Raw genomic sequence first — 24,524 nt, 5'->3', positions numbered from 1 at the left:
TAATTGTTACACGCGTTAATATATGGTTAAATAATTCAAGAGAGCGTAAAGTATAAATTGGGAACAAACAACAGCCCCAAGCGCTTGATCACATTGTTAGGCAGCGAGTCTTTGAACACATTAACCGCTTAGTTGGATTTAGCATGGCTTTTAAAACGCTCAATTTTATGACCCTATTTACCTATTCTAGTTTTATGTTATGTCTATCCGGCTCGAAGTTGGCTACTGCTCAATCAAACAATGATGCAACGAACGGATTAGAAACTATTCAAATTCGGGGCTTTCATGACAGCGCTGTCAAGTCGCTCCATGATAAACGAAATAGTCACTCAATTATAGACACAATTAGTGCGCAAGATATCGGTAAATTTCCTGATAAAAATGTCGCTGAGGCACTCCAACGTGTGACCGGAATTTCACTTTCTCGGATCCAAGGAGAAGGTGAGCGAGTCGGCGTTCGCGGGACCACACCCGAGCAAAACCGCACTTACCTCAATGGACAATCTATCGCTTCTGCCGATTGGTGGATATCGTCTCAGCCAAACCGTGGGTTTAATTACACGCTACTACCAGCAGACTTAGTTGCCTCACTTGAAGTGTATAAAACCCCACAAGCAGATCATGATGAAGGATCGCTAGGTGGCGCCGTTAATATCAAAACAATGCGACCCTTACAAACGCCTAATAAACACTTTGTGATTAATTCTCAACTGCAATATAACGACCTTTCTGGCGAGTTCGACCCGCAGTTTGCTAGTTTTTATAATTGGAAAAACAAGTCTGAACAAAGTGGTTTATTACTCACTTTTACCCGCAATGACCGATTGCTGCGCCGCGATGGATTAGAGTCATGGGGGTGGCATGAACAACACTTTCAGAAGAATGACGACCTTAGTCTAAGCCCAAGCGATAAAATGGCCGATATCAATCATATTTGGACACCAGGCGGCGGCGGTTCAGCACTCTTTCAACAACGTCGTGTATTAACAACCGCAACATTTGCCTTTGAGCATCAAATGAATTTTGATTGGAATATTCAACTCAACGGGTTGTATTCTGTACTTGATGCCAATAACAGTAACCAAAACTTTTTATGGCAACCAAGCAGCGTATTCGCCAGAGGAGGACGCGTTTATAATGCTGACATTATCGACAACACCTTAGCCTTTGCTCGTTATTCAACAGTAACCGATGAGTCCAAGCCACACAGTACCGCGATGGAAGCCATCTGGCGCGAGTCACAAATTGATACCAGTAGTATGCAGTTGATTGTTTCACAGCAAGCCGATTTATGGCAAAACACCTACCAGATTGGTTTTACACATGGTGGCGGCGGTTCAAAACAAGATTACACATCACAGTTTTCAGCCAATACAGCCTACACGGTTGATACTCGACAACGTAAAAACATCATTGCTGAATACGCAACCTCCCCACTCGATGCTCAACAATGGCAATTGACAGAAGCAAGAAACGATAGCCAAGATTCAACCGATCAAGAGCTGTATCTGCAAGGCGACTTTGAGCGTGCGATTGATCACTCAATTATTTCTTCGGTCAAGTTTGGCGTGAAATACCGTGACCATCAACGTGATTTTATTCGTCTGCGTTCTATAAATGGCTCTTATGATGCGCTGACAGAGCAACTTGGGTGGACCTTAGCTGATTTTCCCGCAACCATACCTACTGACTTTTTAGCGGGGATTGGCGATCAACACACCTTGAAAAAATACAGCTATGCAGATATTGATTCTCTCGCCAAGCAATTCAATACACTTGAATTCGAACAACAAGAAGAAAAAGCCAGTCGGTTTGATATCCAAGAAAGAACAACGGCGGGTTATGTTAAATTAAACTTATCGGGTGACTCTTATAGCGCAAACCTAGGACTTCGAGCAGTAAACACGCAGCAAGACGCTGCTGCCTATCAACGAATTGCATCGCCTATTGAACTCCCAGACAGCTATCAATGGCAAACACATCAAAAAAATTACACCGATCTATTACCCAGTGTAAATTTAAACATTAATATTAACGACGATATTGTCACCCGCTTTAGTGTTGCTAGAGTTATGTCACGCCCACAATATAATCACTTAATGCCTTCTACTAACTACAACGTAACACAAGCTCAAGGCCAAGGCGGTAACCCTAATCTAGACCCTTATAGAGCCAACCAATTTGATGCTAGCCTAGAATGGTACTTTGCAGATGCGGGGCTTTTATCAGCCGCACTATTTAATAAAGATGTTGAATCGTTTGTTGAGTTTAAAAGAAGCATTGAGGAGCATGAAAATATCGCCATGACCATTGATAGGCCCATAAATGGAAGCGGCGGCACGATTCGTGGACTTGAATTGGGTTATCAGCAAGAGCTGTTTTATGGGTTTGGTGTCATTGCTAATTACACCTTCGTAGATGGAGAGCGTAGTAAGCGCAATGCATCCAGCATTAATGCAATACCCGGTACTTCAAAACACACAATAAATTTAACTAGTTACTATGAGAATGAACTCATCAGTAGTCGCCTTGCCTATAACTACCGTACAGAATTCGCCACCGGCGTTGGCGAGACCATGATGGACAATTTTGGGCAACTCGATGGTAACTTAACTATTAAGCTGACAACACAGTTTGATATTATTTTTGATGCTATCAATCTCACCAATGAAACAACCTATACCTATGAGCGCAATCAATATGCTCCAACAGGCATATACAAAAATGGTCGTCGCTTCTATTTAGGCATTCGGTATAGTCATTAACCGCATTCGTTACTAATCCTGTTTCATATTGCTATAATCGGTGACAATAATAAAACAAGCGAAGGAAAACACTATGCTAAAGTCAGTTTTAGCCTTAGCCGTTGGTTTGTCTAGCACATTTGCTGTAGCCAACGATACTATCACGATTGATGATATCCCATTGATTCAATCTGTCGTTCAAACCAGTGTCAGCCCAGATGGCGATAATGTTGCCTTTACACGCTCGGTCCCGCGCACATTATATAAAGATAAAAATGGCCACAATTACAGTGAGCTTTTCATTGTTGACGACAAAGGCGTTGAACGTCCTTACATTACAGGTAAGGTCAATATCAAAAGCATTCAATGGTCTAACGACAGCAAAACGGTGTACTTTTTAGCTAAATTGAATGATGACGAATACACCTCACTGTACCAAATCCCTGTTGATGGTGGCCAAGCGCAAAAAGTGTTGTCGTTAAAAGGCACATCTATTTCAAGCTATAAATTAGGCCCAAATAACCAACATGTGGCTATTTTGGCATTACCAGCAAAAGACAAGTCTGAAAAAGAACTAAAAAAACTTGGTTTTATGGCTGAAGTTTATGAGTTAGGTCTGGATAATAAAGCGCTGTTTATTGTCGATTTAGCGAACTCTAACGCCCCATTAAAGCCTACAGCACTGAATGTAAATGACTACGTCAGTGATATGAATTGGTCTGCAAATGGTCAAAAACTACTTGTTAAAACCCAACCAACAGCGCTTATTGATGATAAATACACTAAATCAATGTGGCACTTGTATGATATTGCAAGCAATGAAGTCACTCTGTCTTTTAAAACAGAAGGCAAGCTAGGCGATGCTGAGCTGTCTGCCGATGGTAAATATATTGCTATTTTAGGGGCCGAAGACAAACACGACCCAGCCACAGGTCGCTTATTTATAGCCGACACTGATACAGCCGAAATCACTGAGTGGCTGCCAAACTTTATGGGGCATGTTGTTGACTTTGAATGGTCTCATAAACGCAATACACTTAATTTTATAGCCAATGTGGGCACTGAAAGCTTTATTGCGAGTATTAAAACGGGTAGCAATAAGTACAAAAAGATTATCAAAGAAGGCAAATTTATTGCCACAAACCTAAGCGTATCTGACTCAGACAAAACACTTGCTGTTCGCGCTAATACGGCGCAGCACCCGAACGAAGTCTTTATTATTCGCGGTAATAAAGCCACCCGCTTAACCGATTCAAACAGCTGGTTGAGCGATAAACGCTTTGCAAAACAAGAGACTATCTCGCTAAAAGCGCGCGACGGTGTAGACATTGAAGGGGTATTAATTTACCCGCTAGATTACCAAGAAGGAACCCGTTACCCACTCATTATGTCGGTGCATGGTGGGCCTGAAAGTCATGACAAAAATGGCTGGTTAACCAATTACTCTCGCCCAGGGCAAATGGGTGCAGCACGCGGCTATGCAGTGTTTTATCCAAACTACCGCGGTTCAACAGGTAAAGGGGTTGACTACTCTAAGCTTGGCCAAAACGACTATGCAGGTAAAGAGTTTGATGACCTTGTCGACTTTAAAAACCATTTAGTTGAAATGGGGTTAGTTGATAGCAAACGTGTGGGTATTACCGGTGGCTCTTACGGTGGTTATGCCTCTGCATGGGCTGCAACTAAGCTCACCGAGCACTTTGCTGCCAGCGTCATGTTTGTGGGTGTTTCAAATCAACTCTCTAAGTTTGGTACAACTGATATTTCGAATGAAATGAACCTTGTTCACGCGCGTTCTTACCCGTGGGATAAATGGCAGTGGTACTTAGAGCGCAGCCCAATATATTGGGCTGGTCAATCTAAAACACCGCTACTTATTATGCACGGTAAAGATGATCCTCGCGTACACCCTGCTCAATCAATGGAGCTATATCGCTACATGAAAGTACAAGGTAAAGATGTGCGTTTGGTGTATTACCCAGGCGAAGGCCACGGCAACCGAAAAGTGGCTGCTCAATACGATTACAGCTTACGATTAATGCGCTGGATGGATAACTATTTAATGAAGGGTAATAAAGACATGCCTGAATTTGAAATTGACCATGCTGCAAAATTAAAAGCACGTAAACAAGCAGCAGAATAAAGCACTTCCCTAAACGCCCTGTCCTTAAAAAGCAGGGCGTTTTTAATTTAATACTGTACTTTGATTATGCAGCTCAAACTGATATAACTCATTAATAGGTTTACTAAAAAAATAAAAAGGAATTGTTCAGTGATGCGCCTAATCTGGATTTTTATCAGTCTCGTTGCTGTGAAAGTGTTCGCAGAACCTGCGTGTATTAATTGTCATCAAAGTCAGGTCGAGGATTGGCAAACATCACACCATTTTCATGCAATGGAAAAAGCCACACCGGCCACAGTGCTTGGCAACTTTGATGATCAAACACTTGAATACCAAGATCAAAAAACACGCTTTTATACACGCGACCAACAGCTATTTATTGCTATGCCAAACCTTAACGGCACACTGACTGACTATCCCGTTTTATATACATTTGGTTACGAGCCACTGCAGCAATATATGTTTGATATGGGAGGAGGCCACATTCAGCTTTTTCCGTTTGCGTGGGATTCTCGTAGTAAGGAAAACGGCGGGCAGCGCTGGTTTGTGCTTCATCCAGAGCAAAAACAACATGATTTATTTCACTGGTCACAAAAAGGACAAAACTGGAATCACATGTGTGCCGATTGCCATTCAACTGAATTTAAAAAGCAATTCGATCTTAACACCAACCGCTTTAATTCAACCTACAGCGCTATCAACGTCAGCTGTAAAGCGTGCCATGGCGATACAACTGAACACTTAAAATGGGCAAATGGTGATAAAAAAAGAACAGATAAAGGCTTTGCTAACAATATAAATACACAAACGCCGTTGTTCACTACCCAAAAAGACGGCAGCATAAAAAGCGTGCAACCTCTCGTAAAAAGCGACCAAGTTCAAGTCTGTGCAACGTGTCATGCTCGTCGTTCGCAACTTAACGACCGAAGTGATCCCCATAGCTTTTTAAAGGATTTTCGCGGATCGCTGCTTACGCCTGAGCTCTATCATGTTGATGGCCAAGTGTGGGATGAAAATTATGTGTGGGGCTCATTCTTACAAAGTAAAATGTTTAATGCAGGCGTAACCTGTAGTAATTGCCATAACCCGCATTCAGGAAAGCTAAAACTACCCGGCAACCAAACCTGTACACAGTGTCACAGCCAAGTCGATTTCGATACACCCGAGCACCACGGTCATAAACTCGAAAGTGAAGGTAGCCAATGTGTTGATTGTCATATGCCCGCTACTACGTACATGCAAGTTGATGCCAGACGCGATCATAGTTTTCGCGTACCTCGTCCAGACCTAACTCTTAAAACCAATGCACCCAATGCCTGTAATAGCTGCCATGAAGATAAAACACCTCAGTGGGCAGTAAAGCAGATACGAAACTGGCACCCAAATTCAGCACATTTAGGCAAAGAGCACTTTTCAGAGGCGTTCCATGTCGCTGATAATGGGTTACCCAATGCATCAGCCATGCTGACAAAAATTGTGCAAGACAAATCATTTCCTGACATTATTCGCGCATCGGCACTGAGCCGTTTAGCAAGCAGCCCCGATAACAATGCCGTAGTTGCGATTGCGCGATCAGTAAAAGATCCTGAGCCGCTGAAACGCCAAGCAGCTATTGAAGCGGCAATGCCTTTTGACATCAACCAACGCTGGCGAATGCTCAATCCACTGCTTGATGACACGCACCTTCCCATAAGAGCAGAAGCAGCCCGCGCCTTAGCGCCTATGCTAATGGAGGCTTTTCCAAGTGGATTGAATGAACCAGACTCTGAGCGCCTGAATAAAGCCCTTAATGAATATAAACAAACCCAGCTGTATCAAGCTGAGCGCGGGTACGCACATACCAACTTAGGTAATCTCGCCCTTACTCTACAAAAACCAGAGGAAGCCAAAGCACATTATCTGCAAGCAATCAGCATTGAGCCAATTTTTGCACCTGCCTATGTTAACTTAGCCGACTTATATCGGAATCAAGGAAATGAGGAGGCCGCCCAGAAAACCTTGAAACAAGGCTTAGCTGTAAATAATGAAAGTGCCGATTTGCATTATGCATTGGCAATGAGCTTAATTCGCACCAAGCAAAAAGAGGCTGCGTTAGGTCACTTAAAAAATGCCGCTAATTTTGCAAAAAACAATGCCAATTACTCTTTTACTTATGCGTTGTTGTTGCAAGACTTAGGTGACATGCCACATGCCATTTCGGCCCTTGAACATGCATTCACACTCGCACCAAATAACCCAGACATCAGTTACAGTTTAGCCCAGTGGTATGCTGGTGAAGAAAACTACGCTCAAGCACTCTTCTATGCACGAAACTTAGCGCGCCTTGTACCGGGCAATCAGCAAGTTCAACAGTTTATTCAACAACTAGAAATGATGAACAGTATTGGTAAATAAACACGCCATAAAAAGGGCCTAAAAAGGCCCTATTTATTACAGACTCTGTTTGGCTTTAGTGGCCATAATTTAATGACTTCGCTTTTTCTATTGCTTCGTTTACATTCAGTGAGGCTGCTTCTTGGCGAGGCGGGAACTCAACAAACGTTTTTACATGCTCATTTAACTTGGCAATAATAGGTTGCAATAACCAACTCTTACGCATGATTTGGTGAAAACCCGTTACCCCGTCGTAATGCTCTAAAGGGTCTTTACGTAAGTTGAACAGTTTGGGCATACTGTGAGTGATCATATCATCGTAGTAAATACCGGTTGGCTTCGTTGCAAAGTGCATTTTCCAAGGGCCAAAACGAACAGCAGTTAACTGCGACTCATAGTAATAAAAGAAAAAGTTACGCGCAGATTTATCAGCCTTACCAGTCCAGTAATCAAGGTTATTTTCACCATCGATATAAACTTTATCTGATTTTTTCAGTTTCTCACGTAAGTTCTTCTCACCGAGCGCAGCGGCAATAGTCGGAAAAACATCTTCATGTGATGAAATACCGTTGAGCTTTAAGCCTTTCGGAATTTTGTTAGGCCAACGAACCAAAAATGGGACGCGAACACCCCCTTCCCAGGTTGTCATTTTTTCACCACGGAACGAGGTTGTGCCTGCATCAGGCCAACTTGATTGCTCTGGACCATTGTCACTGGTATAAATAACAATGGTGTTATCTGCAATTTTTAGCTCATCCAGTTTGTCCAGCAGTTTGCCAACATGCCCATCATGCTCCATTAAACCACTACCAAAAATATCTTCTTCCGAGCTAATATCGGTTGCTAAATGACGGCTTTCTGGTTTTAAGTGCGTATAAACATGCATGCGGCTAGTGGCATGCCAAATAAAGAATGGTTTTTTAGCTTTAACAGCGCGTTCCATAAAATTGAGCGAACGCTCTAACACTTCTTCATCAAACGTTTCCATTCGTTTACGCGTCAGTGGTCCTGTATCCGTAATTTTACCATTAGCATATGACTCAATAACCCCTCGTGGCCCAAACTGTTTTATAAACTTCGGATCTTTAGGGTAATCAGCTTGTTCTGGCTCTTCAGAAACATTTAAATGATACAAGTTACCGTAAAACTCATCAAAGCCATGCTTAGTTGGTAAGTGTTCATCCAAATCGCCTAAATGATTTTTACCATACTGAGCAGTCATGTAACCACGGTCTTTTAAGAATTCAGCCAATGTAGGATCGGCTTCTTTAATTCCTAACGGGTTACCGGGCTGGCCTACCGTTGTTAAACCTGTACGAATTGGTAACTGACCCATTAAAAATGCCGCTCGCCCTGCTGTACAACTCGGTTGCGCATAATGATCTGTGAAAAGCGCACCCTCATTAGCAATTCGGTCGATGTTTGGGGTCGGGTAAGTCATACCATGCGAATATGCACTAAGTGAAATTGGGGCAACGTCATCAACCATAATGGCCAACACGTTTGGTTTATCTGCAGCAAGGCTTACGGTGGACACCAAGCTGCAAATAGCCGCCGCGAGTAGTTTTTTCATAAATCATCCTTTTTCATTGTTAATAACATCATAGTCTCATGATGAATCAACAATCAGTATAGATGAAAAAGCCACCATTTCTAGTTTCTAAATTAGGCAAACACGATTTAAATCAACTTTTCTTTTACCCACACAGCCATTATTAATAAGTTGATTTTATTAACTTTTAAATATTTAGAAATGCCTATTCAGCAACCAAATAAGCAATCAAGTATGAAATGAAGGACACAGCACAGTGGATATCGCTGCTAGCAGCCCTTATTTGTAAATTTATAAACGGCTAAACGTGCACTTAAGGCTCTGGTGTAGGCAGTGTGGTGAGGGGATTTTTACTGGTTTTTTTACGCTCTTTACATGAATAAATTGCCCTAAATTGATCTATCCCATGCTTCGCTTGTAACCGACTAACTTTATCAGCTCGATTATTGAACTCATCGAGCAAATAGACTATAAGTACTTAAAGTACCTATTTTTTATCTCTATTTTGTGTAAGGACAACACATGAACTCACAGTACTTTTCTGTTCTTTTATGCTCATTGAGTGTGCCACTTAGCGTGGTTGCCGCTGAAGAAAAAGCAGTACAGGATATGTCGGATCCACTCGCTGTATATACGCAGGTGGGTATAGGTGCTACCAATAAAGGCCTCAACCTTAAAATTGGTCAAGCATACGACACCGGTATTGCAACTACCGCAGGAATGAATGTCATTGAAGTAAAAGGGATCTACGGAGATACATTAGGTTGGGACAGTGATAGCAAAACCACAGACTCAATCGATTCATTCCGTTTCCGTAATTTTTCTGTTGATTTAACCACCATGAGTGCCACTCAAATAGACGCAACCTATAATCTGAATGCGAATTTGGTTGCCGACGAAAGTATGGATGTATCTTACAGCTATATTAAGGCACTCAAACCTATGGGACGTTTCTCGTTTTATCCATTAGCTGGGGTTGGTGCGTCGTTGGGTGAAAATGCACGTGAGGACGATGGTTCTCGAGACAGTGGCTACTCAATTATGGGAGCGTATGGGTTAATAGGTATGTACGCGAAAGTTACTATCTCCGACAAAATCTGGCTGAACTACAACCCCTTCTGGTTAACAACCATTGGAGGAAGTGATACCTACAAAGACCATTATTATGGCCTTGATCAAAGTCATATCCTAACCCACGAATTTGCTGCAAGTTACCAAATTAATCCACGCATGAATCTGCGGTATTTTGCAAACTGGAATGAAAATGTCGATTTCATGGACGGTGACCATCGCTTGGAGTTTAACTACCAGCTATAAAAACATTGATAACCGAACGCCAAGGAAGCAAAACACAAAACTGAGGTAAAAAAGAAGTGAGAAACGTTGTACTAATAAATTTAGCGGCTGCATGGTTCGTGAGTACCCATAGTGTTGCTTCCAGCTATGATGACTACGCGATAAAGCCAGCAGAAACGCAATTAAGTAATCAGCAACAAAAAGTGGATGAACCGATTTCTTTTTTACCTATTCCAACTTTTATTACAGAGCCTGCCGTCGGGCCTGGATTAGGTGTCGTTGGGCTATTTTTTCACGATAACGAAAAGAAGAAAAAAAAGCAGAAAAAAGAAGGGTCGACCTTGCCACAAAGCATCAGCTTAGTGGGTCTTATGGGCACAAAAAATGGCACCAAAGGAGCCGCTGTTGGGCATATTACCTTTTGGGATGAAGACCGTATTCGCTACCAAGGTATTATTGGTTGGGCGAGTATAAACCTCGACTTTTACACCTTTGATGAAATAAAACTACTTACACCACTTTCTCTCAATATTGAAGGCCCTGCCCTATTTCAAAATTTAAAACTTCGGTATCAAGACAGCAACTTTTTTTATGGCTTCAAACAAATTTACCGTCAGGTGGACATTAGCTTGGCAGAGAACCCCATTGAAGATTTTTTGCTTGAGAATGGCATCATCAAAGAACACCTTTCACTCGATGTAAATACTTCAGGTATTGGCCCCTTATTAGAGTACGATAGCCGAGATAACCCGCTTAACCCTGAGCGTGGTTTTAACTATAAAGCCGAGTACTTATATTTCGATGAGGCGATTGGCAGTAAAGTCGATTACACCAGTTTAAAATTAACCGCTCTTAATTACTGGCGTTATACCGATAAGTTTAACTTTGCATTACGTATGCAATACGATTCGGTTAATAACCGAGGCGACAAACGCTTACCCGTATATATTCCACCCAGTATTGGTTTGCGCGGTGTATCGGCTACGCGTTACCAAGGACTTAATGTATTTGTCACTGAAGCAGAAGCCAGTTATAAGGTCACTCATAAAATAAAATTAAATGCATTCACGGGTATGGGTTGGGCTGCCGACAATTTTTCTGACTTATCAAAAGCAGACACCGTAAATACAGTAGGCGCGGGCTTTCGTTACTTAATTGACGAGCATTATGGTATCAGTATTGGCTTAGATGTAGCGCATGGCCCAGAACAAAATGCTATCTATATTCAGGCGGGTTCAACATGGTAGTTATACCTAATATTTAAATCTAACGTTTTAAAATTGTGTAATCACAAAGGTTGAAGTTGGATAATTAACTGCTACTATCAATAAACTAATAATAAATCAGTATATTCGTGTTTCAGGGATTGAATTTATGCGCAGCACAGCCTCGACCAAACATTTTCCGTATAAAAACTTTAAACCTCATGGATTAGTTGAGTTTTATCAACATCAGCACACGCTCTTTGCAACAGCGACTGGACCGTTTAACGAAGAAATTATCGACGCGCATTCATTTATTCAACAAGCCTACATTACTAAATTGATTGATACCTACGGAGGCTGGTATGAATTGGTTGAATTTGAAAACTCATGTATGGCAACACCGGGGGCACTTGAAAAACTGATGGTGTATTTATCAGAACTAAAACGTAAAGGTGTCGCCTCAAAAAAAACCGCGTTGGTGATTTCAGATGAACTTGAAGGCGCAAACCTGCTCCGAGAAACGTACCGCAACTTATATAAAAAAGCCGGAATGACAATGAACATATTCAAATCAAAAACGGCTGCCTTAAATTGGTTATCCGAAGAGCCAACACCCGAAGTGTCGTTCTAACTTAGGCGATTTAAAAAGTGTTGCTCTTCTTCACGTAAGGTCAACACCTCCACACCAGCAGGTGTCACCGCCAAAGTATGCTCCCACTGTGCAGAAAGTTTTTTATCGCGAGTAACAACCGTCCACCCATCTGGTTTGGTTTTTATTTTAGCCGTTCCCTGATTTATCATAGGTTCGATGGTGAATGTCATACCTTCTTTAAGCACTAATCCGGTATTTTTTTTACCATAGTGGAGCACATCGGGTCCTTCATGCATTTCTTGCCCTATGCCATGTCCACAGTATTCTTTCACCACGCTATAGCCTTGTTGGTGAGCAAAATTTGCAATGGCGTTACCAATATCACCAAGCCGCACACCTGGTTTTACCATGTTGATTGCATGCCACAGCGCCTCTTGAGTTTTATTAACCAGACGCGTTGCCAGCGGTGAAACCGCCCCAATCATGTACATTTTACTGGAGTCTGCCAAAAAGCCATTTTTTTCAAGTGTGATATCTATATTGACGATATCTCCCTCTTTTAAAACGCACTTTTCATTTGGAAAACCATGACATACCACCTCGTTAACAGAGGCATTTAGCACATAAGGATAATCGTACTGGCCTTTGCTCGACGGCCTTGCCTGCAATTCATCAACAATATAGCGCTCAACAAGGTTGTTAATTTGCATTGTGGTTACCCCCGCTTTGACATGAGGGTCTAAATACGCGAACACCTTGGCTAATAAGCGCCCCGATTCACGCATGAGCGCCAGCTCGTCCTGTGTTTTAATTACCACTTTTTTCATCGATTCCTTCCTTAACAGCAACATCCGCTAGCCGTAACTGTTCTTTAATAATGTCACTGTAGGTCATGGTTGGATTGAGCTCGGCTAACATACCTATTTTAATCCAGTACTCTGATTGCGAGTTTATTGAACGCACCATCGCCGTGCTTGCTTTACGGATTTCTTCATGCAGTTCATCACTAATTTTAACAATACCCATCACATCGCCAATATATAAAACATATACGGATCGTATATTTAAAATATGAAATTGCAAGCGTTATTTATTTCACCTTTAAATCAAACACACTCAAGTCGCTCGCCCTTTTACACAAACAGGCTATGAGTTAAAAAAATTCATCTATCAGGTTTATTTTAATCGTTTGTCGGTTTAGATGGATTACTCTAAAGTTAACACATCAGCAAACGATGCTGCGATTAACGAGGAAACTAACCATGTTTAAACCACTTTTAAAACGACTTGCCCTTAGCTCATTACTTACTTGTTCAGCTTTCGCAATCGCTGATCAGAGTGACTATAAATTAATGGTTATCAATGACTCAGATTCATCGCAAGCCATTATGCAAGGCCAGTATGATGCTGTGTTAGCAAACACAACACAATCAACTGACTTAAATCGTCAATATGAACTTGCATTTAATCGTTGTGCAGCAAGCGTGAAGTCAAAGAACTTCAGTCACGCAGAATCACTTTGCACAGAAGCAATTGAGCTTCTTAACAAAAGCGAAGTACGCGGCTATAAGCGCCGTGAACTTACATCATTCGCTTTAAGTAACCGTGGTATTGCGCGCATTATGTCGAAAAACGACACGGCTGCTCTAGCAGATTTTTATGAAGCGGTGAAAATCTCAGGTAATGATTTAGTTAATCACAACCTAAACCGCGCTAAGCAAAACTTAGCTCTTTAACCTAATTGTTGTCACAAAAGCCTAGTTTGTGTGTTCTCTGGGCTTTTTTATACCGAGTCAGTGCATACGCGGTGACTCAACCATATTGTTGTCAAAAGCTTAGCTTGTGTGTTCTCTAAGCTTTTTTATTCCGGGTGACTGCACACGTAGTCACTCAACCATATTGTTGTCAAAAGCTTAGCTTGTGTGTTCTCTAAGCTTTTTTATTCCAGGTGACTGCACACGTGGTCACCCAACCATATTGTTGTCAAAAGCTTAGCTTGTGTGTTCTCTAAGCTTTTTTATACCGAGTCAGTGCATACGCGGTGACTCAACCATATTGTTGTCAAAAGCTTAGCTTGTGTGTTCTCTAAGCTTTTTTATTGTGAGTGACTGCACACGTGGTCACTCAACCATATTGTTGTCGAAAGCCTAGCTTGTGTGTTCGCTGGGCTTTTTTATGTCAGCTATAAAATAACCTGCCAATATGCAACATCAATCCAATCATCAAATTTCCTTCCAACTTGTTGAAAATGTGCAACCTTTTTCATACTAAACTTTTCGTGTAATGCAATACTGGCAGCATTAGGTAGTGCAATACCTGCCATAACAGCATGCAGATTACGCGTCTTTAAATGTGTGAAAAGTGCAGTGTAAAGTTGTGTACCCACTCCCTGTGCCTGACACTGCGCATCTAAATAAATCGAGACTTCAACGGAGTGTTGATATGCTTTACGCGCTTTCCACGGTGTTGAATAACAATAGCCAATGATCTTGCCGTTAACCTCAGCAACCAACCATGGTAAATGAGAATCAAGACTGGCCTGTATACGTTTTGCAATTTCGCCCCCAGTAACCGGCTCAACTTCAAAGGTCACGGTGCTATTAAGAACATAAAAATTATAAATTTCAGCAATCGCTTCGCTATCATCTATTGTCGTATTTCTTATCATTATTAACTTACTCCCTGCTATTAATAATTGATTAATAGCAGAAAAAGCGCATTACAAATAGATAAAAAAACGCCACTAACTAAAGTGGCGTTTGGGTAGTTTCGACAACAATAAGAAATTGCTTTTAAAAGAAGCCCAGTGGATTTTCACTGTAACTTACTAATAGATTTTTAGTTTGTTGGTAGTGGTCAAGCGCTAACTTATGTGTTTCGCGACCAATCCCTGACTTTTTATACCCACCAAATGCCGCATGTGCCGGGTACATGTGATAACAATTTGTCCAAACACGGCCAGCTTCAATCTTGCGGCCAAAATGATAAGCCCGGTTCATATTTCGGCTCCAAACACCAGCTCCTAAACCAAATTCAGAACTATTGGCCAGCGCTAATGCTTCATCTTCATCTTTAAAAGTAGACATAGAAATCACTGGTCCAAAAATCTCCTCTTGGAATACACGCATATCATTGGTGCCTTTTAATAGCGTTGGCTGAATATAATAGCCCCCGTTAAGCTCGTCTGATAACTGCTCTACTTCACCACCGGTAAGTACTTCGGCGCCTTCCTTTTTACCAATTTCAATATAGCTTAAAATTTTATCAAACTGCGCTTGTGATGCTTGCGCCCCTACCATGGTCTCGGTATCAAGCGGGTTACCCCGTTTAATTTGTAATGTGCGCGCCAGTACACGTTCAATAAATTGCTCGTAAATATCTTCTTGGATAAACAAACGTGATGGGCATGTACACACCTCACCTTGGTTAAAGTAAGCAAGTACAGCCCCTTCAATGGCTTTACTTAAAAATGCATCATCTTTTTCCATCACATCATTAAAGAAAATGTTGGGCGATTTACCACCGAGCTCTACAGTCGAAGGAATAATGTTCTCGGCGGCGCATTTTAAAATATGTGAACCCACAGGCGTTGATCCAGTAAAAGCAATTTTCGCAATACGTGTGCTGGTTGCCAGCGCTTCACCCGCTTCTTTACCATAGCCATTCACTACATTTAATACACCTGCTGGTAATAAATCACCAATCACTTCGAGCAAAACAAGGATTGATGCGGGTGTTTGCTCGGCAGGTTTTAAAACAACACAGTTGCCCGCCGCAAGTGCTGGAGCGAGTTTCCACGCAGCCATTAATAGTGGAAAGTTCCATGGAATAATCTGCCCGACAACCCCTAAAGGCTCATGAAAATGATACGCTACTGTGGTTTCATCAATTTCACCAATTGATCCTTCTTGAGCACGCACACACCCCGCAAAATAGCGAAAGTGATCCGCCGCTAGTGGAACATCTGCAGCAAGGGTTTCGCGAATAGCTTTACCATTATCCCACGTTTCAGCCACTGCGAGCATTTCGAGGTTTTGCTCAATACGGTCCGCAATTTTTAACAAAATATTACTACGCTCTGTCACCGATGTTGTGCCCCATGCTGCTTTTGCGTCGTGGGCTTTATCAAGTGCAAGTTCTATGTCTTCTTTACTTGAACGAGGTACTTTACAAAATACCTTACCGTTTACTGGGCTAATATTGTCAAAGTATTCACCGTTAACAGGGGCGACCCACTGGCCTCCAATATAGTTCTCATATTGCGCTTTAAAACTAACTTTGGCACCTTCACTGCCTGGATTTGCATAGATCATAATGTGTTCTCTCTTCAAATTGTTGTATTTTATTTAGGCGGTAGGTTATTGTTTATTTAACCGCTAACTAGTGAAGTTAGCCTAGTTCAACAAAACACATTTGATTCCCAGTCCAGATTTTTTGACTATTTGTCCAAATTTAAGGGAAAACACGAGGTAACAATGAACACATCACTAATCAACAGTCGCTTAGATAAAAAACGCCAACGTATTGATGTGCTAATTGAAAATAAGGTAAGTTTTGCCGGTGAGCATGCCGAATTAAGCATTTACGACACCTACCTTGATGCACAAAAAGTCGCGCTGCATTCCAGCGAACTATTATTTTGCGGCATGATCAGCGGTAAAAAAATTATGCATGTTGCCGACAGTGACTACCACAAAGAGTTTTTACCACACCAGTCGTTTGTACTAGCGCCAAAGCAAGGGGTATTAATTGATTTTCCAAACGCATCTCTTAATCAGCCTACGACCTGTTTAGCTATTGAAATTAGTACCGACAAAATTAGCCAAGTGGTTGATGCATTGAATGTTGAGCAGCAAATTAGCCATGATGATTTTTTTCATTATGAGCCTAAGTTAGTCCATGCAGAGCACAACATTCAAACCCAACAACTACTCGAACGCATGATCAATTTATTTAGTGAAAATGAGCAGCACAGAGACTACTTAATCGATCTTTCACTGAATGAACTTATCACTCGACTATTACAACAACAAAGCCGTGATTTAATGATTGCGAGTTGCAAACAGGGCAAGCTTGCAACACCACTAAGCCATGTTATCCAGTATATTGAGCAACATTTAGCGCACACTATCGACATTGATGTACTGTGTAAAATTGCCTGTATGAGTCGCAGTAAATTTTATCAACAATTTAAGCTAGCCTTTGGCTCTACTCCCGCACTTTGGCAACAGCAGCTGCGATTACAAAAGGCTTATAAACGCTTAGAAAAAGGTGAGTCTATTAGTAGTGTGTGTTATCAACTTGGTTTTAATAACCTTAGTCACTTTAGCAGGCTGTTTAAACAAACCTTTGGGGCAACACCTAAAAGCATTGCCAGCCATTAAGTTACTCTGTAATACGGTGCGAATATACTCGGTAAGTCACAGCCAACAAAATACAAATCGTACTCGGCACCAGCAAAGCTAAAAAGGCAAACTGGATAAAAAACCAGGCCCCTAAACAGCCGCCGATGATAAAACCTGCGATGATCAGCAAAAACAGTTTAGCTTTTCGTTTATCTAACGGCTCCCCCCGAAAAAAGCGCCCAAACATAATACCTAAATCAGTAAAAATTCCCGTAACATGGGTCGTACGAACAATAGCTCCACTGTAAGTGGTCGCTAGTGCGTTTTGCAAACCACACGCCGCCGAAGCCAAAAAGTGCCCATAGCCAGACCCCTCTGACAACAACCATAACGCTCCCAATAATAAAAAAGCTTCAATAAATAGCGCGGTGTCGTAATGACGCCCTAACTTTAATGCCGAGCTGTTCAGTAAAAAACCAGCAATGCATGATCCGACTAAAAAAGACACAAGCACGCCGAGCACATGTACAAGACCCAATACACTGCCCTTAATCATACCTACACCAAGTAAGGTCGCCGTACCCGATAAATGCGAGACTGCCTGATGTTCAAAACTAAGCAACCCAATCGCATTGACAAACCCCGCGACTAACGCAAGGATCAATGCGCCAACTTCTACCCATTTTGGTAATTTTGAAATCAAACCTCATCACCTTCGTAAACAAAAAGTCAGTTAATCTGTATGTTACGCTTATTTTTATCGTTAAAAACACTTTTTTTCGGGTCTTTCTATGGTAATTTACTGATAAGTAAATCGATTAAGTTGCCACCATGTCAAAACCTAAAAGCTGGACCTTAAAAAGTATTGCCAATGAATTAGGGGTTTCAAATGCCACCGTATCAAATGCGTTTAATCGTCCAGATCAACTGTCGAAAGCACGCCGAGAAGAAATCTTAGCAGCGTGTAAAAAACTCGGGTATTTCGGGCCAAATAAAGCCGCGCAATCATTGCGCCGTGGCACCTTTAATATTGTTGCCTTAGTGCTACCTGATAGCGTTGAGTATATGGTGTCAGATCCAGTGGCGAGTAGTTTTATGCGCGGTGTGTCATCGGTACTCGAGAAAAATGGCATTAACTTGCTGTTATTTTCTGGCAACAGCGACAACCTTAACAGCGTCGTTGACTTTGTTGACGGCTTTATTTGTTATGGTAGACCCCGAAATAAACAGCTAGTCGAACAGTTAAAAAAAGTACCAAAACATGTCGTTACTGTAGACTTTGACATTGGCCGTGAAGCATCGGTCAATGTGAATAATCAACAAGCAAGTTTTGATATTGCCATGCATGCCCTCGAAAATAGTGATGATCGGGTGGCAATTTTAGGGCTCAGACTCCTTAATGATAATGTGTTGTGCCGAGTATATGAACATCACGAGTTTGAAGCAGGGCAATCTATCGCGCACCAACGTTTGCGGGGTTATCACCAAGCGATTAACGAAGCGGGCGTCACACTTAGCGATGATAGAACGTGGAATATTCCTGAAAGCAGTGAACGCTTCGCCAGTATTGCAGCTAAAGAGGCATTAAGCAGCACTCCCCGACCTAATGTCTTGTTATGCATGAGTGATTTAATTGCTTTAGCAGCCATGCGTGAGGCTATCAAAATGGGGCTTTCTATTCCAAACGATGTCAGAATTGTCGGGTTTGATGGTATCGATGAAGGCCAGCGATTTGTGCCAAAACTCACAACAGTACATCAAAATAGCGAAGAAAAAGGCCGCTTAGCAGCGACCTTATTTTTATCAAAAGAACAGCAAGTAGCGCAGATTGACTACCAGCTGCAAATAGGCCAAAGCGGTTAAGCGATAAAGTCAGCCAGAGAAATTAAAACTTGCTCATTATCATGCTGATCAATAATGAGGACTTCTCGGCTGGCGAAATTCACTTTAAGTTCAATTGAACTTTCATCTTTATGCCAGTTTAAACAGCAACTAGTGCCTTCGCCTTTAACATTAAACTCACCATTAAATGCAGGATGTTCGTTACGCAGCTTAATCAGTTTGATCAGTCCGTTAACAACCGGTTTAGCGAGTGCTTTATCAATATCAGCCGCGCTCAGATATGGGCGATTAATATCACGGCCTACATTGGTGTTAGCCAATAAATCCATGTCATTTTCACACGCAAATAATCCGCCATAGTAAACCTGTGGAATACCCGGCGCAAAAAACTGTATGGCACGTGCGAGTAAATAATCAAAATCGTCTGCGCCAAGTGCGTTGTAATAAGTACAATTCACTTGATACAAGTCAACATTACTTGCAGCCGCACCGGTTGCTAAGCGACTTTGACCCTTGCTTTTTTCATGTATCGTTTCAACAAGATTATCAATTTGTTCAGCATCTAATAGCCCTGGCTTTTCACCCATTGGACCCGCATCAATAATGCCAATACCGTCATGTGTATCAAGCACGGTTAAACAATTACGCGGTGAAATAGCCAACCAGTCTACGAGTGCATCAGCGTTGTTACTGAATAAACTATGTAAAATCAAAGGTGGAAGAGCAAAGTCATATACCATATTGACACGTTTAGCGACTTCAACCTGTGTTTGATAATGGCTGTGGATTTCAGCAATGGTTTCCATGCCTAAATCATTTGCCTGAGCAGACAACTTGTCTAAATAAGCAAACGTTTCATCGAGCATAAAGCAGTTTGTGCCAGCTTGTTTAATTGCATAGCCTGCAGCGTCTAAACGAATGATATTGACGTTGTTTTCTGAAAACTTAGTTAATACATTATTTAAGTATTCAATACCTGCTAATGACTTAACATTTATATCAATTTGGTTATCGGTAAACGTGGTCCAAAAGTCATACGTATTACCGTCACCACACTTAATAGGTGTGAAACAGCTACCAGGGCGTGGACGATAAATGGCTTTTTGTTCTGTTTCAGACATTCCATTTGGGAAAACATCGTCTTTGGTTAAGAACAAATCCCAAAATTCAGACTCTTTGCCTTTCGCTAATACATCTTTAAATTGATATGACTGAGCAGACACATGATTGACGATTAGGTCAGCCATTAAGTCATAATTTGCACCTAATGCTTGAATGTCTTGCCAACTGCCAAGGCGTGAATCCACTTCACTATGATCAATGGGATCAAAACCAGCATCACTGCCGTCAATCGGGTTATAAAATGGCAATAAGTGTACACCTGCAAACACATCTTTAAGTGGGCCATTTAATAAATTACTTAATTCATCAATACCTTGACCAGTAATCCGGTCTGCGTAGGTGATTAATTGCACTTTATTGTTGATCATAATTGTTAATACCAAGTTGAAACTTAATCGATTAAGTTATATCTTTAACCACGACAGCAAATTATTCAAGCAGTTTTTATAACTTTTATACACTAAGATACATAGTAAAGGCGCAAGCCTTCATGTGAGGATACAACCATGAATAGAACACACGATCCTTTGCAAACGATTAGATGGCTGACATATATGATGTTTTTTATGTTTGCTATGACATCAGATGCCGTCGGTATGATCATTCCAGAGCTTATTAAAGAATTTGATCTCAGTATGACGCAAGCCAGTGCTTTTCATTATGCACCGATGGCTTTAATTGCGTTTAGCGGACTGTTTTTAGGTTTTCTTGCCGACAGTTTAGGCCGTAAACAAACAATTATGCTAGGACTGGGTTTGTTTACAATTAGCTGCTTTTTATTTGCAGTGAGCAGTAGTTTCATGGTGTTTGTCCTGTTGTTAAGCTGTATTGGCCTTGCTATAGGCTTATTTAAAACAGGTGCACTGGCTTTATTAGGTGATATTTCTAAAAATAATTTAGAACACACCAAAACAATGAATTTAGTCGAAGGTTTCTTTGGTGTTGGCGCCATTGTCGGCCCTGCGTTAGTTAGCTTTTTAATCACCCAGAAAGTCAGTTGGACCTATCTATACCTTATCGCGGGTATAATGTGCTTAATACTCACTATTACCGCTTGGCGAGCTGACTACCCTAAACCTAAAAAGCAAGACAAGCATGCAAAGCCAGCCTCACTTTCGACAACCATGGAAATGATGAAAAACCCATACGCACTAGGATTTTCGCTAGCGATTGCACTTTATGTTGCAACCGAGGTGGCGATTTACGTTTGGATGCCGACACTTTTAGGTGACTATCAGGGTCCATGGCAATTGTTAGCGACCTATGCACTTACATTGTTCTTTATTTTGCGTGCCGCAGGGCGCTTTATGGCAGTGTGGTTATTAAATCATTTTAGCTGGCAAGCAGTAATGCTGTACTTAAGCTTAGGAATAGCACTGTGTTACATAGGGCTAATTTTAGGCGGCGTTGAGTGGGCTGTGTTTTTATTACCACTATCAGGCCTGTTTATGTCAATGATCTACCCTACTTTAAACTCTAAGGGAATTTCATGTTTTGCAGTGCAGCAGCATGGAGCTGTGGCTGGCGTTATTTTATTCTTTACCGCCCTATCAGCCGCCGCAGCCCCCCTTTTAATGGGCATGATCAGTGATTACTTCGGGCATATCCGCTATGGCTTTTACTTAGCGACAGGGTTCGCATGTTTACTATTTTTAGCCATGCTCTATAACTATTTACGCAACCCTGCAGAGCACGCTTTAACTCAACACAGCGCGTTGAGCCATTAAAAAGTTATTTAAAATCAACGTTTGAATAGAAAACGTGCAACTTTTTGTTTAAAAATACTTGCACTATGTAAATTAATTGCTATCTTAACTTAATCGATTAAGATTAAATTTTAAGACAACAAAGTCACCTTTGGATTGAGATGAGGCACATTATGACAACACACAAACACGCCCTATACACTCTAAGCGCCTTAGCGCTTGCTATCAGCCACAATCTGTATGCTGAAGAGCAACAAGCACCGCAGGAAGCAAAAAAAACAGGCCTTGAAACAATTGTTGTGACGGGTGTACCCCGCCGCACAACCATCATGGCATCTAGCTCTTCGGTCAGCAGTGTTTCATTGGCTGAAATTGAAGTATCAACACCTCGCTCAACAGCAGAAGCATTTAGAACCATTCCGGGTGTGCGCTCTGAATCAACGGGTGGCGAAGGTAATGCAAATATCGCAGTTCGCGGCTTACCTGTCGCATCGGGGGGTGCTAAGTTCTTACAACTACAAGAAGATGGCTTACCCGTTATGCAGTTTGGCGATATTGCCTTTGGTAACGCAGACATTTTCATGCGCTTAGATTCTACCGTACAAAGCGTTGAATCTATCCGTGGTGGCTCAGCCTCTACCGCTGCAAGTGACGCCCCTGGCGGTATTATTAACTTTATTTCTAAAACAGGTGAAAATGAGTCAGGCAGCGTGTCAACGACAGTGGGCCTTGATTACGACTCTATTCGCACAGACTTTGAATACGGTACTTATCTAAGTGACAGTGTTCGCTATCATATTGGTGGTTTTATTCGCCAAGGTGAAGGTCCGCGAGAAACTGGCTACACATCAAACAAAGGCGGTCAAATCAAGGCTAACCTAACCAAAGAGTTTGATACAGGGTACGTGCGTGTATACTTTAAGCACTTAGATGATAAAAGCGTGGGTTACCTGCCAATGCCAATGTATTCAAATGGCGACTCAATTCCAGGCTTTGACGCACAATCAGACACACCACATTCAGCATTATTTACACAAACCTTGCGCCTAAATGGTGATAACCAAATTAGCACCGGTGACATGACAAATGGTATGAACCCTGAAGTAACATCGCTAGGGTTTGAAGCTGCATTCGATTTAGAAAACGATTGGCGTATTGAAAATCGCTTTAGAAAATCATCTGTTAGCGGTAACTTTATTTCTCTTATTCCTGCCGAAGTTGCCAGCGCAAGCTCAATCGCTTCAAGCATTGCAGGCGACGGTGCATCACTGATTTATGCTAATGGTGGCTCAGCTGGTCAAAACTATGGTGATAATCTGGCCATGCGTATCCACACATTTGATGTAACGCTTAACGACATGGGCTCTATCGTTAATGACCTAAAACTAACGAAGTCATTCTCTGATGACACCAGTGTTACTTTTGGTTACTTTGCATCTAGCCAGTCAATTGACATGTCGTGGCTTTGGAACTCATATGTTATGGAGCTTAAAGGCGATAATGCAGCCCTGCTTGATGTGGTAGCAGCCAATGGCGACAATTACTCAGAAAACGGGTTATACGCATACGGGACACCCTATTGGGGAAATTGCTGCCAACGTAATTACGATACCGAGTACGAAACACGTGCTCCTTATATAAACGTTGCTACCAAATTCGGTGATTTAAGTATTGACGCAAGCGCTCGTTATGACAGCGGTGAAGCTCGTGGTAACTATGCCGGCGCTGTAACATCTACTGTCGATATGAATAATGACGGCGTTATTTCGATTCCAGAACAAAATGTAGCGGGTATCGATAACGCAAACCCAGGCATCGTTAACTATGACTGGAATTACAGCTCATATTCTGTCGGTGCGAACTATCAAATTGATCCAAGTTTTGCGACTTTTGCCCGCCTGAGCAAAGGCGGACGTGCGAATGCTGACCGTCTACTATTTGGTAAGGTTCAAGCTGATGGTTCAGTTGCAAAAGAAGACGCGATTGATGAAGTAAACCAGTTCGAAATCGGTGTTAAAAAACGTTTTGATTCACTGTCAATCTTTGCAACTGCTTTCTATGCTGAAACTGAAGAGCAAAACTTTGAAGCAACATCACAAAAGTTCTTTGACCGCGAATACGAGGCTAAAGGGATTGAGATTGAATCGACTTACTTTATCGATGCATGGGATTTCCGTGGTAATTTAACTTGGACTGATGCCGAAATTGCAAAAGACGCGCTTTCGCCAGAACTTGTTGGTAATACACCGCGTCGCCAAGCAGATCTAATTTACTCTTTAATGGCGCGTTATAACTTTGATAAAGGTTCTGCTGGCTTAAGCTTTATCGGCACAACGGATGCGTACGCACAAGATAATAACGACCTGAAGTTTGATGGATACACGCAAGTAAATGGCTTTGTAAGCTATGACTTATCTGAAAACTTAAACTTATCGCTAAATGTAAATAACCTATTTGATACAGTGGGTATTACCGAAGCAGAAGAAGGGTCAGTGCCTGATAACGACATTATTCGTGCTCGTACAATCAATGGCCGTACAACATCACTAACATTAAAATATTTATTTAATTAATAAACACTCCCTTGTTTTAGCCCAGTATTTACTGGGCTTTTTCAGTTTAATA

General features: G+C 41.7%; 18 protein-coding genes. 11 read left to right on the top strand and 7 right to left on the bottom strand.

Annotation, left to right across the window (positions count from 1 at the left end):
* The first annotated feature begins 143 nt into the window (after positions 1–143).
* The 3 genes from D0907_RS19585 (at position 144) to D0907_RS19575 (ending at position 7,260) form a co-directional block, all read left to right on the top strand.
* The gene (locus D0907_RS19585; RefSeq protein WP_244223162.1) at positions 144–2,765 is read left to right on the top strand and encodes a TonB-dependent receptor; all 2,622 of its coding nucleotides are present in this window, start codon (positions 144–146) and stop codon (positions 2,763–2,765) included.
* 73 nt (positions 2,766–2,838) lie between these two features.
* Positions 2,839–4,887, top strand: coding sequence for an alpha/beta hydrolase family protein (locus D0907_RS19580; RefSeq protein ID WP_118845195.1), 2,049 nt, complete (start codon positions 2,839–2,841; stop codon positions 4,885–4,887).
* A 132-nt stretch (positions 4,888–5,019) separates the two neighbouring features.
* Positions 5,020–7,260, top strand: a complete 2,241-nt coding sequence (locus D0907_RS19575) for a tetratricopeptide repeat protein (RefSeq protein ID WP_118845193.1) — start codon at positions 5,020–5,022, stop codon at positions 7,258–7,260.
* Between the two features lie 55 nt (positions 7,261–7,315).
* On the opposite strand, the gene D0907_RS19570 is transcribed toward D0907_RS19575, so the two are convergent.
* Entirely contained in the window at positions 7,316–8,812 is a 1,497-nt protein-coding gene (locus D0907_RS19570; RefSeq protein ID WP_036972304.1) for an arylsulfatase, read from the bottom strand.
* 501 nt (positions 8,813–9,313) lie between these two features.
* On the opposite strand from D0907_RS19570, the gene D0907_RS19565 reads away from it, so the two are divergent.
* The 3 genes from D0907_RS19565 to D0907_RS19555 all read left to right on the top strand — a co-directional run bounded on the left by D0907_RS19565 (position 9,314) and on the right by D0907_RS19555 (position 11,923).
* Entirely contained in the window at positions 9,314–10,108 is a 795-nt protein-coding gene (locus D0907_RS19565; RefSeq protein ID WP_051501878.1) for a hypothetical protein, read from the top strand.
* Between the two features lie 56 nt (positions 10,109–10,164).
* Positions 10,165–11,334, top strand: coding sequence for a BamA/TamA family outer membrane protein (locus tag D0907_RS19560; protein WP_244223161.1), 1,170 nt, complete (start codon positions 10,165–10,167; stop codon positions 11,332–11,334).
* Between the two features lie 127 nt (positions 11,335–11,461).
* Positions 11,462–11,923, top strand: a complete 462-nt coding sequence (locus tag D0907_RS19555; protein WP_036972305.1) for a hypothetical protein — start codon at positions 11,462–11,464, stop codon at positions 11,921–11,923.
* On the opposite strand, the gene map is transcribed toward D0907_RS19555, so the two are convergent.
* Positions 11,920–12,711 carry a type I methionyl aminopeptidase gene (map, locus tag D0907_RS19550; RefSeq protein WP_118845190.1) on the bottom strand — a complete coding sequence of 264 codons (792 nt, stop codon included), beginning with the start codon at positions 12,709–12,711 and terminating at the stop codon, positions 11,920–11,922. The two genes, D0907_RS19555 and map, sit on opposite strands and share 4 nt — an antisense overlap.
* Entirely contained in the window at positions 12,692–12,910 is a 219-nt protein-coding gene (locus D0907_RS19545; RefSeq protein WP_074988714.1) for a ParD-like family protein, read from the bottom strand. The genes map and D0907_RS19545 overlap by 20 nt, the downstream gene beginning before the upstream one ends.
* 236 nt (positions 12,911–13,146) lie before the next feature.
* Between D0907_RS19545 and D0907_RS19540 the strand changes: the two genes are divergently transcribed.
* Positions 13,147–13,620: a tetratricopeptide repeat protein gene (locus tag D0907_RS19540; RefSeq protein WP_036972309.1), complete on the top strand. Its 474-nt coding sequence runs from the start codon at positions 13,147–13,149 to the stop codon at positions 13,618–13,620.
* A 446-nt stretch (positions 13,621–14,066) separates the two neighbouring features.
* Here D0907_RS19540 and D0907_RS19535 read toward each other — a convergent pair whose 3' ends face one another.
* Together D0907_RS19535 and exaC are read right to left on the bottom strand one after the other, a co-directional pair.
* On the bottom strand, positions 14,067–14,552 hold the full coding sequence (locus tag D0907_RS19535) for a GNAT family N-acetyltransferase (protein WP_074988713.1): 486 nt from the start codon (positions 14,550–14,552) through the stop codon (positions 14,067–14,069).
* Between the two features lie 124 nt (positions 14,553–14,676).
* On the bottom strand, positions 14,677–16,197 hold the full coding sequence (gene exaC / locus D0907_RS19530; RefSeq protein WP_074988712.1) for an acetaldehyde dehydrogenase ExaC: 1,521 nt from the start codon (positions 16,195–16,197) through the stop codon (positions 14,677–14,679).
* A 162-nt stretch (positions 16,198–16,359) separates the two neighbouring features.
* On the opposite strand from exaC, the gene D0907_RS19525 reads away from it, so the two are divergent.
* Positions 16,360–17,268, top strand: a complete 909-nt coding sequence (locus D0907_RS19525) for an AraC family transcriptional regulator (protein ID WP_036972314.1) — start codon at positions 16,360–16,362, stop codon at positions 17,266–17,268.
* Between the two features lies 1 nt (position 17,269).
* On the opposite strand, the gene D0907_RS19520 is transcribed toward D0907_RS19525, so the two are convergent.
* Positions 17,270–17,932 carry a YoaK family protein gene (locus D0907_RS19520; protein WP_036972315.1) on the bottom strand — a complete coding sequence of 221 codons (663 nt, stop codon included), beginning with the start codon at positions 17,930–17,932 and terminating at the stop codon, positions 17,270–17,272.
* A 128-nt stretch (positions 17,933–18,060) separates the two neighbouring features.
* Between D0907_RS19520 and D0907_RS19515 the strand changes: the two genes are divergently transcribed.
* Positions 18,061–19,092, top strand: coding sequence for a LacI family DNA-binding transcriptional regulator (locus D0907_RS19515; protein WP_036972316.1), 1,032 nt, complete (start codon positions 18,061–18,063; stop codon positions 19,090–19,092).
* Here the strand turns inward: D0907_RS19515 and gtfA are convergent.
* A complete protein-coding gene (gene gtfA / locus D0907_RS19510; protein WP_074988711.1) occupies positions 19,089–20,561 on the bottom strand; it encodes a sucrose phosphorylase in 1,473 nt (490 codons plus the stop codon). The genes D0907_RS19515 and gtfA overlap by 4 nt on opposite strands.
* A 138-nt stretch (positions 20,562–20,699) precedes the next feature.
* Here gtfA and D0907_RS19505 point away from each other — a divergent pair, with 138 nt between their 5' ends.
* Positions 20,700–21,920 carry an MFS transporter gene (locus D0907_RS19505; RefSeq protein ID WP_075593199.1) on the top strand — a complete coding sequence of 407 codons (1,221 nt, stop codon included), beginning with the start codon at positions 20,700–20,702 and terminating at the stop codon, positions 21,918–21,920.
* Positions 21,921–22,072: 152 nt separating this feature from the next.
* Positions 22,073–24,472, top strand: coding sequence for a TonB-dependent receptor (locus D0907_RS19500; RefSeq protein ID WP_118845188.1), 2,400 nt, complete (start codon positions 22,073–22,075; stop codon positions 24,470–24,472).
* The last annotated feature ends 52 nt before the right edge of the window (positions 24,473–24,524 follow it).

This window comes from Pseudoalteromonas lipolytica (genome assembly GCF_003515105.1).
GTDB lineage: Bacteria > Pseudomonadota > Gammaproteobacteria > Enterobacterales > Alteromonadaceae > Pseudoalteromonas > Pseudoalteromonas lipolytica.
The sequence above is the reverse complement of the archived record's forward strand: the minus strand, read 5'-3'. Positions and strand labels throughout refer to the sequence as shown.